13 protein-coding genes are annotated in these 14,732 nt (G+C 60.1%); 5 read left to right on the top strand and 8 right to left on the bottom strand.

All coding sequences use genetic code 11. From position 1 onward, the window contains the following. Positions 1 to 11: 11 nt before the first annotated feature. The 6 genes from G7Y51_RS05480 to G7Y51_RS05455 form a co-directional block, all read right to left on the bottom strand. Positions 12 to 3,086, bottom strand: a complete 3,075-nt coding sequence (locus tag G7Y51_RS05480) for an NAD(P)(+) transhydrogenase (Re/Si-specific) subunit beta (RefSeq protein ID WP_165175366.1) — start codon at positions 3,084 to 3,086, stop codon at positions 12 to 14. A gap of 57 nt (positions 3,087 to 3,143) precedes the next feature. Next, entirely contained in the window at positions 3,144 to 3,425 is a 282-nt protein-coding gene (locus tag G7Y51_RS05475) for an NAD(P) transhydrogenase subunit alpha (RefSeq protein WP_165070815.1), read from the bottom strand. A gap of 93 nt (positions 3,426 to 3,518) precedes the next feature. Continuing rightward, positions 3,519 to 4,688 (bottom strand): NAD(P) transhydrogenase subunit alpha, encoded by a 1,170-nt coding sequence (locus G7Y51_RS05470; protein WP_165175365.1) that lies wholly within the window; start codon positions 4,686 to 4,688, stop codon positions 3,519 to 3,521. Positions 4,689 to 4,979: 291 nt separating this feature from the next. Beyond that, entirely contained in the window at positions 4,980 to 6,356 is a 1,377-nt protein-coding gene (locus tag G7Y51_RS05465) for an aminotransferase class III-fold pyridoxal phosphate-dependent enzyme (RefSeq protein ID WP_165175364.1), read from the bottom strand. Between the two features lie 220 nt (positions 6,357 to 6,576). Further along, positions 6,577 to 6,954 (bottom strand): hypothetical protein, encoded by a 378-nt coding sequence (locus G7Y51_RS05460; protein WP_206214255.1) that lies wholly within the window; start codon positions 6,952 to 6,954, stop codon positions 6,577 to 6,579. A 34-nt stretch (positions 6,955 to 6,988) separates the two neighbouring features. Beyond that, positions 6,989 to 8,092 (bottom strand): BMP family ABC transporter substrate-binding protein, encoded by a 1,104-nt coding sequence (locus G7Y51_RS05455; protein ID WP_165175362.1) that lies wholly within the window; start codon positions 8,090 to 8,092, stop codon positions 6,989 to 6,991. 401 nt (positions 8,093 to 8,493) lie between these two features. Here G7Y51_RS05455 and pdxS point away from each other — a divergent pair, with 401 nt between their 5' ends. Both pdxS and pdxT read left to right on the top strand, forming a co-directional pair. Next, complete coding sequence (gene pdxS, locus G7Y51_RS05450) at positions 8,494 to 9,375, top strand: pyridoxal 5'-phosphate synthase lyase subunit PdxS (protein WP_165175361.1); 882 nt, start codon at positions 8,494 to 8,496, stop codon at positions 9,373 to 9,375. Position 9,376: 1 nt separating this feature from the next. Then, positions 9,377 to 9,955, top strand: coding sequence for a pyridoxal 5'-phosphate synthase glutaminase subunit PdxT (gene pdxT, locus G7Y51_RS05445; protein WP_165175360.1), 579 nt, complete (start codon positions 9,377 to 9,379; stop codon positions 9,953 to 9,955). 160 nt (positions 9,956 to 10,115) lie between these two features. Here the strand turns inward: pdxT and G7Y51_RS05440 are convergent, their stop codons facing one another. Then, entirely contained in the window at positions 10,116 to 11,780 is a 1,665-nt protein-coding gene (locus G7Y51_RS05440) for a bacteriohemerythrin (protein ID WP_165175359.1), read from the bottom strand. Between the two features lie 110 nt (positions 11,781 to 11,890). Between G7Y51_RS05440 and yedF the strand changes: the two genes are divergently transcribed. After that, positions 11,891 to 12,496 carry a sulfurtransferase-like selenium metabolism protein YedF gene (yedF, locus tag G7Y51_RS05435; RefSeq protein ID WP_165175358.1) on the top strand — a complete coding sequence of 202 codons (606 nt, stop codon included), beginning with the start codon at positions 11,891 to 11,893 and terminating at the stop codon, positions 12,494 to 12,496. A gap of 192 nt (positions 12,497 to 12,688) precedes the next feature. On the opposite strand, the gene G7Y51_RS05425 is transcribed toward yedF, so the two are convergent. After that, a complete protein-coding gene (locus G7Y51_RS05425; protein ID WP_165175356.1) occupies positions 12,689 to 13,888 on the bottom strand; it encodes an iron-containing alcohol dehydrogenase in 1,200 nt (399 codons plus the stop codon). 46 nt (positions 13,889 to 13,934) lie between these two features. On the opposite strand from G7Y51_RS05425, the gene G7Y51_RS05420 reads away from it, so the two are divergent. Then, complete coding sequence (locus G7Y51_RS05420; protein WP_165175355.1) at positions 13,935 to 14,279, top strand: hypothetical protein; 345 nt, start codon at positions 13,935 to 13,937, stop codon at positions 14,277 to 14,279. Between the two features lie 65 nt (positions 14,280 to 14,344). After that, the coding region (locus tag G7Y51_RS05415) for an IS5 family transposase (protein WP_165175354.1) at positions 14,345 to 14,732 on the top strand (388 nt) is incomplete at its 3' end.

Below are 14,732 nucleotides of genomic sequence, written 5' to 3'. Positions count from 1 at the left end.
AGTTGACGTGCTTAGCGCACCATTGCCAGAAGTTTGTCCAAGGAGGCGCTTGCGTCGCCCAGCATCAGAGTTACGCCCGGCCTGGTGTACAGGGGATTGTCCACGCCCGCGTAACCCGGTTTTTCGTCATAATTGCAGATGATCACGGCCTTGGCCTTGTCCGCCTCCAGAATGGGCATGCCGTAAATGGGCGTTCCCTCGGCCGTATTGGCCGCCGGATTGACCACGTCGTTGGCGCCCACCACGATCACCAGATCCGCGTTCGGGAACATGGGGTTGACGGTGTCCATTTCCAGCAGATGCTCATACTCTACATTGGCTTCAGCCAGAAGCACGTTCATGTGCCCGGGCATGCGGCCCGCCACCGGATGAATGGCGTATTCGACCTTTGCGCCTCTGGCTTCCAGGGCGTCGGCCAGTTGTTTGACCTTGTGCTGGGCCTGGGCCAGAGCCATGCCGTAACCGGGCACGATGATCACGTTTTTGGCGGTCTTCAGGGCCTGCAGGGCATCTTGCGCGGCTTCCTTTTTGGGCGCTTCGGACGCAGCCACGGGCGCGGAACCGGAAGCCAGCTTGACGAGATTGTCCACAGTCTTGGCCGCGTCGCCGAGCATCATGATCACGTCGGGCCTGGTGTACAGGGGATTGTCCACGCCCGCGTAGCCCGGCTTTTCGTCATAATTGCAGATGATCACGGCCCTGGCCTTGTCCGCCTCCAGAATGGGCATGCCGTAAATGGGCGTTCCCTCGGCCGTATTGGCCGCCGGATTGACCACGTCGTTGGCGCCCACCACGATCACCAGATCCGCGTCCGGGAACATGGGGTTGACGGTGTCCATTTCCAGCAAATGCTCATACTCTACATTGGCTTCAGCCAGAAGCACGTTCATGTGGCCGGGCATACGGCCCGCCACCGGATGAATGGCGTATTCGACCTTTGCGCCCCTGGCTTCCAGGGCGTCGGCCAGTTGTTTGACCTTGTGCTGGGCCTGGGCCAGAGCCATGCCGTAGCCGGGTACGATGATCACGTTTTTGGCCGTGGTCAGCAGTCGGGCGGCCTGGGCATCGGCATCGGGCGCGACGTCCGCCTGGGCCGCAGCCACGGGCGCGGAACCGGAAGCCAGCTTGACAAGATTGTCCACGGTCCTGGCCGCGTCGCCGAGCATCATGATCACGCCGGGCTTGGTGTACAGCGGATTGTCCACGCCCGCATAGCCCGGCTTTTCGTCATAATTGCAGATGATCACGGCCTTGGCCTTGTCCGCCTCCAGAATGGGCATGCCGTAAATGGGCGTTCCCTCGGCCGTATTGGCCGCCGGATTGACCACGTCGTTGGCGCCCACCACGATCACCAGATCCGCGTCCGGGAACATGGGGTTGACGGTGTCCATTTCCAGCAGATGCTCATAATCGACATTGGCTTCAGCCAGAAGCACGTTCATGTGCCCGGGCATGCGGCCCGCCACCGGATGAATGGCGTATTCGACCTTTGCGCCCCTGGCTTCCAGGGCGTCGGCCAGTTGCTTGACCTTGTGCTGGGCCTGGGCCAGAGCCATGCCGTAGCCGGGCACAATGATCACGTTTTTGGCCGTGGTCAGCAGTTGGGCGGCCTGGGCATCGGCATTGGGCGCGACGTTCGTTTGCGCCCCGGCGGCCGGAGCCTGCCCGGCGGCATAGCCTGCCAGCGTCGCCACGGTCTTGGCCGCGTCGCCCAGCAGCATGAAGACGCCGGGCTTGGTGTACAGCGGATTGGGCACGCCCGCGTAACCCGGCTTTTCGTCATAATTGCAGATGATCACGGCCTTGGCCTTGTCCGCCTCCAGAATGGGCATGCCGTAAATGGGCGTTCCCTCGGCCGTATTGGCCGCCGGATTGACCACGTCGTTGGCGCCCACCACAATCACCAGATCCGCGTCCGGGAACATGGGATTGACGGTGTCCATTTCCAGCAAATGCTCATAATCGACATTGGCTTCGGCCAGAAGCACGTTCATGTGCCCGGGCATGCGGCCCGCCACCGGATGAATGGCGTATTCGACCTTTGCGCCTCTGGCTTCCAGGGCGTCGGCCAGTTGCTTGACCTTGTGCTGGGCCTGGGCCAGAGCCATGCCATAACCGGGCACGATGATCACGTTTTTGGCCGTGGTCAGCAGTTGGGCGATGGCAGCGTCTTTCTGCCCGGCGGATTGCGCGGCCGCTTCGGCCTTGGGCGCGGATGCCCTGGGCGCGGATGTCTTGGGCGCGGCCGCGACCGGAGCGGCGGGCTTGCCGGTTACGGAGGATTGACCCAGCAGGATGGGCATCAGCGTGCGGTTCATGGCCTTGCACATGACGCGCGTGAGCATCAGACCGGCGGAGCCGATGATGCCGCCCACGGCGATAAGCAGCGGGTCGGCCACGGCAAAGCCCGCAATGGCGCAGGAAATGCCGCCCATGGAGTTGAGCAGCGAAATGGTGATGGGCATGTCCGCGCCGCCCACGCGAATGGTGAAGACGATGCCGAAGAGAATGCCCGTGGCGAACATCAGGAAAATGAAAAACGAGGGGAGAAAATTCGGTGCAATGTTGTAAATGCACAGGGAGACGAGCATCACGCCCAGAATGACGTTGATGATCTTGCTGTGATTGGTCAGCACAATGGGTTTTTGCGGCAGGAGCTGATGCAGTTTGCCCGCGGCCACAAAGGAACCCGCGATGGTCGTCATGCCCGAACAGAGCGCCAGGCAGGCGTCAATGCGGTGGAATGCGGAGGCGGTGCCCACGTCCAGAAGCATGATCAGGCCCACGATGGCCGCCGCGCCGCCGCCGAAGCCGTGCAGAAAGGCCACCAGCTGCGGCATCTGGATCATCTTCACCTTGTTGGACAAAAACAGTCCGAATGCCGTGCCCAACGCTATGGCCACCCAAAGGGCCGGAGAGCCGAGCGAACTGTCCCTGTACATGGTGATGAGGATGGCAAGGGCCATGGATATGGCGCACAGCTTGTTGCCGCGCACGGCCGTCTGGACGTTGCTCATCAGGTGCAGGCCGTAAAGAATGGCAAGGGCGAGGACCGCGGCAATGATATTGTAGTATAGTGTGCTCATTTCGCAAACAACTCTCTATCTTTAGGGGTCATTCGGGACGTCAGCGAAAAGAGCCTGCTAGCGCTTTTTGCCCGCGATCATTTTCAGCATCTTGTGCGTGATGTCAAAACCGCCGAAGACGTTGGTCACGGCCAGTGCAATGCCGAAAGCGCCCAGGAACACGCCCACGGTGGAACCGGCCAGATGGGTGGCCGTCAGGGCGCCGAGAATGATGACCCCGTCGAGCGCGTTCATGCTGGACATCAGCGGCGTGTGCAGCAGGCTTGGAATATGGCTGAGTACCTTGTAGCCGATGACCAGCGAAGCAATGAAGACCAGTAAAAGAATGAATGTGCTCAAGGGGACGCCTCCGTATGGTTGATGCGGCTCCTGCGCCGCAACGGCGCAGGAGCCGGGGGCATGAGAAGCAAGCTTCTCATGCTCCGCAATTGCCTACAGCCCGGCTTCTTTGGCGCCGGCGTGCACGATTTCCTTATTGATGGTGGTCAGGGTGGAAGCAACGATGGGATCGTTGCGATCCAGCACGATCTTGCCGTCCTTGGCCAGGTAGGCCAGCAGGTTGTAAATGTTGTTGGCGAACATCCAGGTGGAGCTGGTGGGCAGCATGCCGGGGATGTTCTTGATACCGCTGATGGTCACGCCGTGGCGCACCACTTCCTCGCCGGCTTCGGTCAGCGCGCAGTTCCCGCCCTGGTCAATGGCGATATCCACGATGACCGAGCCGTGAGCCATGGATTTGACCATTTCCTCGGTAATCAGCACAGGCGCCAGCTTGCCGGGAATCAGCGCGGAGAGGATCAGCACGTCGGCGTCCTTGATCACAGGCTTGATGGCCTCGATTTCCTTGGCCAGCCATTCTTCGGGCAGACGCTGGGCGTAGCCGCCCTCGCCGATGGCCACGCTGGCGGGCACGCCGGTGTCAAAGGCCTTGGCGCCCAGGGACTTGGCCTGCTCGGCGGCGTCGGGACGGATGTCGATGGCTGTGACCACGGCGCCCAGGCGTTTGGCGGTGGCCACGGCCTGCAAGCCGGCCACGCCCGTGCCGATGACCACCACGTTGGCGGGCTTGATCACGCCCACCGCGGTGCCGACCATGGGCAGGAATTTACCCAGGTAGTTGGCGGCCATGAGCACACTCTTGTAGCCGGCCACGGTGCTCATGGAGGTCAGGGCGTCCATGCTTTGCGCGCGGGAAATACGCGGAATGCCGTCCAGGGTCAGGCTGATGCAGCCGGTGTCGCGGAGTTTTTTCATGGGCTCGCGGTTCACCGGCGCGGCAGGATGCAGGAAGGTGATCAGGTACTGCCCGTCGCGGAGCATGTCGCTCTCGTGCTTGTTGACGTCCTTGTTGAACAGGGGCTCTTTCACCTTGAGGATCACGTCGGCTTTGGCAAAGATTTCTTCCGCGCCGTCCACAAGGGACGCGCCCGCGTCCACATATTGCTGATCGGAGAAAAAGGAGCCTTCGCCGGCTGTTTTCTGCACAAGCACGGTGGCGCCCTCGGCGACCATCTTTTTCACGGTCTCGGGGGTGGAGGAGACGCGGCCCTCGCCGGGCATGATTTCTTTGGGAACGCCGATGGTCATACCTGAAAATTTCATGGATGCACTCCTTTTCGTTGGAACCGCTTATTGTTTTGGAGCGTTCTTCCGGCTGCCTCTGGCAGGGCACGGCGATCACTGCCCGTGCGACCGGGCCTTGCAAGGGCAACCGCAAAACAACCGGGCAAAATGCCGGGCTTTGCCGTTGCTGCACAGGGGTAAGCCGGATGCGGCGGCATCCTTTCGGCTTGTCCCCGTTTTTTTCCGTGTTTTCCCGCGCCGCGCGTGGCGCGGGAAAACTTCGGGTAGATTTGCGCTAAAGGACGTGAGGAACAGGCAATGGCCCGCCGATTACGCCTTTACGACCTGAAAAGCCTTGTCCAGAGCCTTCAGGACTTCGTCAAGCTCGGCCGTGGTGGCGATCAGCGCCGGGGCCAGGCAGAGGGTGTTGTTCAGTTCGCGGAAGCAGCGGCTGGTCTTGCCGATGATCACGCCCTGCTTCATGCATTCGCCCACAACCTGACCGGCCACGGCTTCGGATACGGGCTCCTTGGTGGCGCGGTTCTTGACCAGCTCCAGCCCGCAGAACAGGCCCTTGCCGCGCACGTCGCCGATGATTTCGTACTTCTTTTCCAGAGCCTTCAGGCCGTCCATCAGGTAGTCGCCCATTTTGACCACATTATCGAGGACCTTGTGCTCTTCCATGTAGTTGATGTTGGCGTAACCGGCGGCAGGGCCCGCGGTGCAGCCGCCGAAGGTGCTGATGTCGCGGAAGTAGCTGTCACGATCCGCGGGATCGGCAATGAAGTCCTGGAAGACTTCCTCGGTGGTGACCGTGCAGGAAATGGGCGCGTAGCCCGCGGCCACGCCCTTGGCCATGGTCACGATGTCGGGCTTGACGTTGAAGTGCTGGTAGCCGAACCATTTGCCGGTTCTGCCCAGACCGCAGACCACTTCGTCGATGATCAGCAGCAGACCGTACTTTTTGCAGATTTCGGTGAGGGTTTCGTAATAGCCGTCAGGCGGCACGATCACCCCGCCGCCGGCAGTGATCGGCTCCACGATCACCGCGCCCACGGTGTCCGGATCTTCTTTCTGCACTACGGTTTCAAGCTCGCGCGCGAACTTTTCGCCCAGATTGGCCGTGCCTTCGGGGTAGGGCGAGCGGTATACCGAGCATGCCGGGAATTCCACAAAGCCGGGAGTGAAGGGGCCATACTGGTTTTTGCGCTCTTCCTGGCCGCAGGCGCTCAGCGTGGTGATGGTGGTGCCGTGATAGTCACGGTTGCGGTAGACGATTTTGTACTTTTTGCCGCCGTGCTTGAGCTGGGAGATCTGGCGGACGATCTTGAAGGCCTTTTCGTTGGCTTCCGAACCGGAGTTGGAAAGATACACGCGGCTCATGCCGGGCATTTTTTCAATCAGTTTTTTGGAGAACTTAATGGTGGGGATGTTGCCGTAGCCGTTGGCGAAATAGCAGAGCTGCATGAGCTGATCGTTCACGGCTTTGACCAGGGTTTCGTTGCCGTAGCCGAGGTTGACCGTCCAGACGCCGCCGGAGACGGCATCCAGATATTCTTTGCCGTGGATGTCTTTGATCCGCATGCCCTTGCCTTCCACAAAGATGGTGGGATCGGCTTTTTCAAAGACTTTGTGCTGGGTGAGGTGATGCCAGACGTATTTTTTATCATCGGCAATCAATTCAGCCGCATTAAAAGACTGAGCCATGTGAGCCTCCAAAGGGTGAGAAGATTTCGGAAAAAATGCGCCTCATTTTCAGGCTCCGGTCGAGTATGCGGCAGGAGCACGGGGATCGTCGTTACAGTGCCGCGTCACAAGGGGCGGCTGAAGAGCAAAGCGGGCGGCAAGCATGCCCCGCCGCGCCTGCGCACTTTTGTTTGCATCTCGGCAGTATTGCCGCCTGCGTCTTTACGCTGTTCCGAACGTTTTAGTCTACGCAAGCCTTGTGCCAAATCGAACGTGCCGGAGATACCATGCAATAGCAAATAGTTATTTCAGTCGCATGGCGCATGGCGCAAGGCTTTTCAAATTTCATAAGTCGAATTCGACTTGGTTTGTCACAGGGAGGCTGCTCAATGTCGAGTCGAATTAGACTCACAATGCAAAATCGACTTATAAAACATGGCAAAAAAATTTGCCTTGTGATGCGCGCAAAACAATTATTGCCGCCGGTTTCCGCCTTGTCAGGCAAAGCCTTACCTGCTTTCACTTCAAACAGCAATGCCTGGAGGCGCATTTCAGTGCTTTTCAAATATAATTTTTCAGGAAGAGCGGTCAGTGGCTGCAAAATTTTCTTTTTTTCCACTGCGGCGGCTCTTGCCGAAAAAAACAACGGCGTTTCAGCGGCAATCGCAGAGCGTCCTTGCACGCAAGGATTTAAGGCGGATGGAGCCGTTAAGAATTTCTCCGCGCAGTTCTTTCAGGCGGCGTTCCAGATCCGGGGGCGCATTTTTACCTGCAACCGCCTTGAAGGGAGCCATATCCGCGATCCCCACGCCGCCGTTCTTCAGGTCATACACGATGATCTCCTTGCCCCTGAAACCATTGGCAGCGGCTGCGGCCACAATTTCATACACAGCTTTGTCCGCCCCCTTCAGAATGGAGGTCAGCATGCGGCCGGGCAGCAGCGCGCGCTGATCGGCATCCAGGCCCACAGCATAGGCGTTGCGCTCCCGTACCTCCTCAAGCGCGCCGGCATTGCCCCGGCCGGCAGCCAGAACCAGCACGTCCGCGCCCTGTTCCAAAAGCCCGCGTGCCTTTTCGCGCCCCGCAGCGGCGTCGCCGAAGGAGCCGGTCACCGTGTTGATCACCCGCACTTGCGGATCGATCAGGCGCGCGCCCTCGCTGAAGCCGTTGAGCAGAGAACGCATGGCAGGCACATCCTCGCCGGACAGCCAGCCGATGATTTTTTCCCGATTAATGCCGGGCAGACCGGTCTGCCCGGTCAGCATGGCTGCCGCCGCTCCTGCCAGAAAGGCGGCCTGCTCATCCGCAAAGGTCACGCACATGATATTGGGCGCGCGTATGCCGGCATCAATGCAGCCGAATAAGGTGTTGCGGAAGTTGGCGGCATTTTCGCGCAAAATTGTATGAAAGCCGTCCGAGGCCACCAGCACGAGGTCAAAATCGCGCGCGGCCCTGCGGAAAACAGCCTCCTGATCCGTACCCGGCGCTGCGGCCAGAGTTTCGGTATGCAGGGAAAAGTCCCGGGCCGCCCTGTCCAGACCCGCGTTGAGCAGTGTTGTCCAACTGTTGCCCGCGCCTGCCGGGCCTCCGTGCTCCAACAGCAGGGCCACGCGCAAAGGGCGCGCTGGATTGCCGGCAGCGTTTGAAGGCGCGCCCGACGCAGCGGCTGCAGCCGCAAGCGGCATTGCCAATGTCAGAACGGCCCAGATCAGGCAGGCCGGAATCAGGGGAAAGCTCCGGCAGGGGATGGATTGCATGTTCTTCTCCTTCTATTGTGATTCGCTGTAACATCTTCGCAACTTCAAGCTCAGCCTTCCGGCCCGGACAGGACGCGGCGCAGCGCGCGGGGCCCGCGGCCCGGCCGTCTTTGCGTGCCGGGGCAGCGCAGGACCGCCCGGCACGCGTAAAAGAGGCGCGGCAAAAAGGTCTGGAGGACTACTGCGCCTGCCCGGCTCCCATAAAGGATACGTCGACGGCGCGTCCGCCACAAGCCCGGCCTGAGGCGGAAGGATTCGTTTTTTTAAGTGAATCCTTCCCACCTTCGGGCATATTGTCAGGCGCATGATTATCGCATATAAACACGCCAGCATCGCCGCCACAAAGCGGCTACCCGCAAATCACCCGTCGGGCCGCACCCGGCAGAGAAGGAGTAGAGATTATGGAACAGGGCACCATCCGCCTGAAGACCGGACTGGCTGAAATGCTCAAGGGCGGCGTGATCATGGACGTCACCACTCCCGATCAGGCGAAAATCGCCGAGCAGGCCGGCGCGTGCGCCGTCATGGCTCTGGAGCGCGTCCCGGCCGACATCCGCGCTGCCGGCGGCGTGGCCCGCATGGCTGATCCCACCATCGTCAAAAAGATCATGGAGGTGGTCAGCATTCCTGTAATGGCCAAGGCGCGCATCGGGCATTTTGTGGAGGCGCGCATTCTGGAAGCCCTGGGCGTGGATTATATTGACGAGAGCGAAGTGCTCACCCCGGCCGACGACCGCTACCACATCGACAAGCGCAACTTTACCGTGCCCTTTGTCTGCGGCTGCCGCAACCTGGGCGAAGCCCTGCGCCGCATTGCCGAGGGCGCGGCCATGATACGCACCAAGGGCGAGCCCGGCACCGGCAACGTGGTGGAAGCCGTGCGCCACTGCCGTCAGGTCATGGATGAAATCCGCATGCTCTGCGCCCTGCCCGACGCCGAAGTGCCCAATTTCGCCAAGGAGTGCGGCGCGCCTCTGGAAGTGGCCATGCGCGTGCGCAAAGAAGGCCGCCTGCCTGTGGTCAACTTTGCGGCTGGCGGTATCGCCACGCCGGCTGATGCGGCCCTGATGATGCACCTGGGCTGTGACGGCGTGTTCGTGGGATCGGGCATCTTCAAGTCCGGCGATCCGGCCAAACGGGCCAAAGCCATTGTGCAGGCCGTGACCAATTATAATGATTACGCGATGTTGGCAGAAATATCCAAAGATCTGGGCGAGCCGATGGTGGGCATTGAAATTTCCTCCATCCCGGATGCCGAGCGCATGCAGGAACGGGGCTGGTAAGATGGCCCGGACGCTTGTGGGCGTTCTGGCCCTGCAAGGCGCTTTCCGCGAGCACGCGGCCGCCGTGGCCCGCCTGGGAGCCGAAGCGCGCGAAGTGCGCCAGCTCAAGGACATGAGCGGCATTGACGCCATGATCATCCCAGGCGGCGAGAGCACCACCATAGGCAAGCTGCTTGTGGAATGGGGCATGCTTGATCCCTTGCGGGAGCGCATTGAAAAGGGCATGCCGGTCTATGGCAGTTGCGCGGGCCTGATCCTGCTCTGCCGGGAAATCGAGAACTCGAACCAGCCCCGGCTGGGCGTGCTCGACGCCACGGTGCGGCGCAATGCCTTCGGCCGCCAGGTGGACAGCTTTGAAACGGATCTGGAGATGCCGGAACTCGGCCTCCCGCCTTTTCCGGCGGTCTTCATTCGCGCACCCGTGCTGACCGGCGTGGGGTCCAGGGTGCGGGTTCTGGCCAACGTCAAGGGGCAGGCTGTGGCCGTGCGCCAGGACAATGTGCTGGCAACCTCTTTTCATCCCGAGCTGACTCCGGACGTGCGCCTGCACCGCTACTTTCTTGAAATGTGCAGGAAATAGCCGCCGATCCCTCATATATTGCACAGTCCCGCGCCGTCAGGTGGTCTGCCCCTTCAGCAGGCAGGGGGACAGACCACCTGACGCAGCCCACCTGACGGGGAATTTTCGCACATGGAAAAAGCGCCCCGTTCGGGGCGCTTGAAAGATCCGGTCCTCAATTTTAGCGCGCCGTCTCCGGCAGATAGGGCACATAGCCGGGATCAGTGCCCGCAATATGGTTGATCAGCCAATCCTTGAGGAAGCTCAGCAGATCCATGCTCACCGTGGCCGTGCCGTTCTTGAGCTGTTCTTCAAATTCATCCAGCCTGGCCACGAATTTTCTGTGGATTTCCTTGTGTTCTGCCGTGCCGGGATAGGCTGAAGGCGCAAAAAGTTTTTCTTCTTCGCTGAAATGCGAGGCCGTATAATCACGCAGCTTCTTCACAATGGCCCGCAGCTCCTCGCCGGTGCGGTTGTTGCGCATGGCCGTGTATAACTCGTTGATATAGCCGCAGAGCATTCTGTGCTGCCTGTCGATGACCGGGACATGCAAATCCAGCTTGGACGTCCACTGCACGAACTTGTCCGAGGAAGCCTGGGCGTAGTCCCCCGTCACCAGGGCATTGACGATCATGTCCAAATCTTCCATGCCGGTCTTGAACGAGAGCAGAGCCGCTGTGAATGTCTCCATATTGGAGGCCGTGCGCTCGGCCACATCCCGGATTTCCTCCAGCGCGCCGTTGGTCCGCGCGTTGCTCTCCGACTGTTCGGCCGCGCCCTGGGCAATGATTTTCAGATGCTCCGCCGTCCCTTCCATGTCCCGCACGATATCGACCATAAAGGAGCCGGCGCTGGAGGCGCGCTGCGCGCCTTCCACAATCAGCAGGGCGGCTTTTTCCACTGTCTGCACATTGACGCGGGTTTCTTCCTGAATGGCCAGAACAGCTTCCTCAACCTCCCTGGTGGCCCCCATCGTCTTTTCGGCCAGCTTGCGCACTTCGTCTGCCACAACCGCGAAACCGCGCCCGGCATCGCCCGCGCGGGCCGCCTCAATGGCGGCATTCAGGGCCAGCAGATTGGTCTGATCCGCCACTTCGTTAATCACGCTCATGACCTGCCCGATGTTGCTGGCTTTTTCTCCCAGCCCGGCCATAGCTTCCTTGAGGTGCATGACCGTGCTTTTGACCTCTTCAATGGAAGACACGGCCTCATGCACTTCTTTTTCTCCGGTGACGGCTTTGCCGCGCGAGGCTTCCGCATTGTCCGTAACGCCGCGCACCCGATCCGAAGAAACCCGCGCGGCTTCGGCCACGCGTTCCATGACCGCGCTGGTTTCGCCGAGGCGGTCACGCTGCACCTCCACGCCTTTCTCCACATCGCCCACCAGCTCGGAAAGGCGGCGCACCTCCGTGGAAAGCCTGTTGCAGACATTATGGGCTTTTTCCAGCACCGGCGCGCTTTGCGAGATCTTGTCCGCCAGGGTCCTCTCACGGTCGCTCGCGGCAAGCGACTCGGCCCGCAGAGCCTGCGCCTCAGTGCGCAACCTCTCGGCTGCGGCCGCGGCCTGTTCCTGCGCTTTTCGGCGCTCGTTCTGCAATGCCTCCAGGCAGTGACGCAAACGTTGCGCGGGCTCCCCGGAAGAACTCGGAGCATCGGATCCGAGCAATGTTTGGGCAAAGGAAAGCAGGTCGGCCCTTTTTTGCCCCGCCCTCAGCCAGAGCCAGGCGTCGGCTCCCGCGCAGACGGCGGCCGCCGCCGTTATCATCCAGGCCCAGACGCCTTCCGGCTGCAGGGCGGCCAGCACCCCCAGCAGTGCAATAATCACGATTTGCAACAAAATCCCCATCGTTCAACCTCTGCAACGTTTGCCTTGCTTATCGGACGTCTTGAAAATACGCTATAAGCATACCTGATGTAAATAAAAATAATTCTCAATATACAAGGAGATGCCTGGCCATGAAAAGCCTTGATTGCCGCAATATCCCCTGCCCCCAGCCGGTGATCCGCTGCCGCGCGGCCGCGGACGCCGGAGAACGCCGCCTGGAAGTCCTGGTGGACAATGAGCCTGCCGTGGAGAATGTCCGCCGCTTTCTGGCGGGCCGGGGGTATGCCGTGGCTTGTGAACAGGCGGGCGAAAACTGCTGGCGGCTCACGGCGCGCGCCGGAACAGAAGGCGTGAGCGAGACCTCGATCGGGCGCTGCGCTGTGCCGGACAGCGCCGAAGAAGGGAAAACTCTGGTGCTGATTACGACGGAAACCATCGGCCGGGGCGACGACAGCCTGGGCAGCAGGCTGATGGACAACTTTCTGGCTACCCTGCCGGAACTGGGGCCGCGACTGTGGCGGCTGATTCTGATCAATGGCGGCGTCAAGCTGGCCACCAGGCCGGGGCCGGCCCTGGAGGCCTTGCAGGCTCTGGCGCAAAACGGCGTCAGCGTGCTGGTCTGCGGCACATGCCTCGCGCATTACGGGCTGCTGGCCGCCAAAGCCGTGGGGGAGACCTCCAATATGCTGGATATTGTCACCAGTCTGGATCTGGCCGACAAGATCATCCGCCCCTGAACCGCAGACAAAGCGCGGGCGCTTGCACAGGAAAAACGGGATGTCGCTGCGCATGCCGTTTTTCTGTTCTGCCGCGCCGGGAGTTCTTCCCGGCAGCGGCAACGGCACGCTTGCCCGCACCGGCCGGGGAGGACCACGGCCGGTGCGGGCCTTCGTCTTAGAGCGTTTCGCTCATTTCATGAGCAAAACGCTCTACAGGGCCGCCCTGTAAATGGCGGCCACGGCCTCGTCGGTCATGATCCGCGGATTGGTCAGGGCGCAGGCGTCCTTCTGGGCGTTGGCCGTCATGATCGGAATATCTTCCTCACGCACGTTTTTGCCGTACTTTTTGCCCAGAGCCACCAGACCGTCGGGGATGCCCACATCCCTGGAGAGAATGTTGATGGCGGTAATGGCTTTCTGCGAGGCTTCATTGGCGCTGATGCCGTCCGTGCGCTCGCCCAGCAGGCGCGCGATCCGCGCGAAACGGCGGCGGCTGGAGATCAGATTGTACTGGCTCACATGCGGCAGGAGGATGGCATTGCATTCCCCGTGCGGCAGATCGTAAAAGCCGCCGAGCTGGTGAGCCATGGCGTGCACATGGCCGAGACTGGCGTTATTGAAGGCCATGCCCGCCAGATACTGCGCGTAGCACATGCCCTCGCGGGCTTCTTTATCCCTGCCGTTGGCCACGGCGCGGCGCAAATAGCGGTTGATGTATTCAATGGCTTTTTCCGCGCAGGCGTCGGTCATGGGCGTGGCCGCGGTGGACACATAGGCTTCCACGGCATGCGTCAGGGCGTCCATGCCCGTGGAGGCCGTCAGGGCCGGAGGCATGCCCATCATCAGGAGCGGATCGTCGATGGCCACGCTGGGGGTGCAGCGCCAGTCGACAATGCACATTTTTACCTTGCGCGAAGTGTCGGTGATAATGCAGAAGCGGGTCATTTCCGAGGCCGTGCCCGCGGTAGTGTTCACCGCCACATACGGCGGGAAGGGTTTGGCGGATTTGTCCACGCCTTCGTAATCATGGATTTTGCCGCCGTTGCCGGCCAGAAAGCCCACGCCCTTGCCGCAGTCATGGGAGCTGCCGCCGCCGAGCGTGATCAGGCTGTCGCACTTTTCGTTCTGGTACACGGCATAGGCCGCTTCCACATTTTTGTCCGTGGGATTGGGAACGGTCTGATCAAAAATGGCGTACTGCATGCCGGCCTTGTCCAGAATATCCGTAATCTGCTTCAGGATGCCGGCCTTGACGATGCCCTGATCAGTGACGATCAGCGGCTTGGCGCCGCCGATGCTTTTCAGGCGCGCGGGAATCTCTTTGGAACAGCCTTCGCCCACAAGCGTGACATTGGGAATGAAAAATGAAGTAATCTGCCCCATGTGCATGCTCTTGACATCCGTGCTCATCAGCGACTCCTTGCTGTTGCGCGGCCTCCCCGCATGGAGAAACCCCATGGTGATAGAAAATAGAGCTTACAAACAGATTATCGCATGTCCAACAGTGTTGCAAGGCGTCTCTGGAAAAAAGAACGCGTTCTTTTTTGAACAAGCCTGGAATGATCGCACAAACAATAAAATACTTGAACAAAGCTGCTACGTTGGAGTTACAGGACGGAAAAAACTTTTTTGCGAAAAAGCCGCAGATGAGAAACGAATCCTCTTCTGCGGCCCTGGAGTTTTCCATGTGAGCCACGGTGCCGGCGAGAAAGCGCCGACCGCCCGCAGCATTGCCGCTGACAGCGCCTCTCTCCGCGCCTGTTTAGAGCGTTTTGCCAATGAAAGTAGCAAACAGTCCTAGGGTGTGTCGTCATTTGATAATTACTGACGAATAATTACTTCCTCTCTACCAACCTGGGAGGATGAATGATACCAGCTCACCGTCGCCACGATATATCTGATGGCCTTTGGGAAATTTTGAAACCACACTTGCCGGGCAGAGAGGGCGTCAGGGGAGTAACTGCAAAGGATAATCGTCTCTTCATAAACGCAGTCTTCTGGATTATGCGTACTGGCGCGCCATGGCGGGATTTGCCTCCTGATTTTGGTGACTGGAAAAATACACATCGCAGATTTTGTCGCTGGCGGGACAAGGGCGTATGGGAAAAACTTCTCGAAATATTGATAGATGAACCAGATTTTGAATGGCTTATGATTGATGCCTCATATATAAAGGTTCATCATGATGGAATGGGCGCAAAAGGCGGCAGCCAGGATATGGGGCGCACAAAAGGGGGATTAACTCAAAGATACA

Origin of the sequence: Desulfovibrio sp. ZJ369, from assembly GCF_011039085.1 — a bacterium.
Lineage (GTDB): Bacteria > Desulfobacterota > Desulfovibrionia > Desulfovibrionales > Desulfovibrionaceae > Desulfovibrio.
The sequence above is the reverse complement of the archived record's forward strand: the minus strand, read 5'-3'. Positions and strand labels throughout refer to the sequence as shown.

Coding starts and splice junctions, on each gene's coding strand:
- G7Y51_RS05420 (WP_165175355.1), top strand. CDS start 13,935: ATGGTGATAGAAAATAGAGCTTACAAACAGATTATCGCATGTCCAACA.
- G7Y51_RS05465 (WP_165175364.1), bottom strand. CDS start 6,356: ATGGCTCAGTCTTTTAATGCGGCTGAATTGATTGCCGATGATAAAAAA.
- G7Y51_RS05470 (WP_165175365.1), bottom strand. CDS start 4,688: ATGAAATTTTCAGGTATGACCATCGGCGTTCCCAAAGAAATCATGCCC.
- G7Y51_RS05480 (WP_165175366.1), bottom strand. CDS start 3,086: ATGAGCACACTATACTACAATATCATTGCCGCGGTCCTCGCCCTTGCC.
- G7Y51_RS05455 (WP_165175362.1), bottom strand. CDS start 8,092: ATGCAATCCATCCCCTGCCGGAGCTTTCCCCTGATTCCGGCCTGCCTG.
- G7Y51_RS05425 (WP_165175356.1), bottom strand. CDS start 13,888: ATGAGCACGGATGTCAAGAGCATGCACATGGGGCAGATTACTTCATTT.
- pdxT (WP_165175360.1), top strand. CDS start 9,377: ATGGCCCGGACGCTTGTGGGCGTTCTGGCCCTGCAAGGCGCTTTCCGC.
- G7Y51_RS05440 (WP_165175359.1), bottom strand. CDS start 11,780: ATGGGGATTTTGTTGCAAATCGTGATTATTGCACTGCTGGGGGTGCTG.
- yedF (WP_165175358.1), top strand. CDS start 11,891: ATGAAAAGCCTTGATTGCCGCAATATCCCCTGCCCCCAGCCGGTGATC.
- pdxS (WP_165175361.1), top strand. CDS start 8,494: ATGGAACAGGGCACCATCCGCCTGAAGACCGGACTGGCTGAAATGCTC.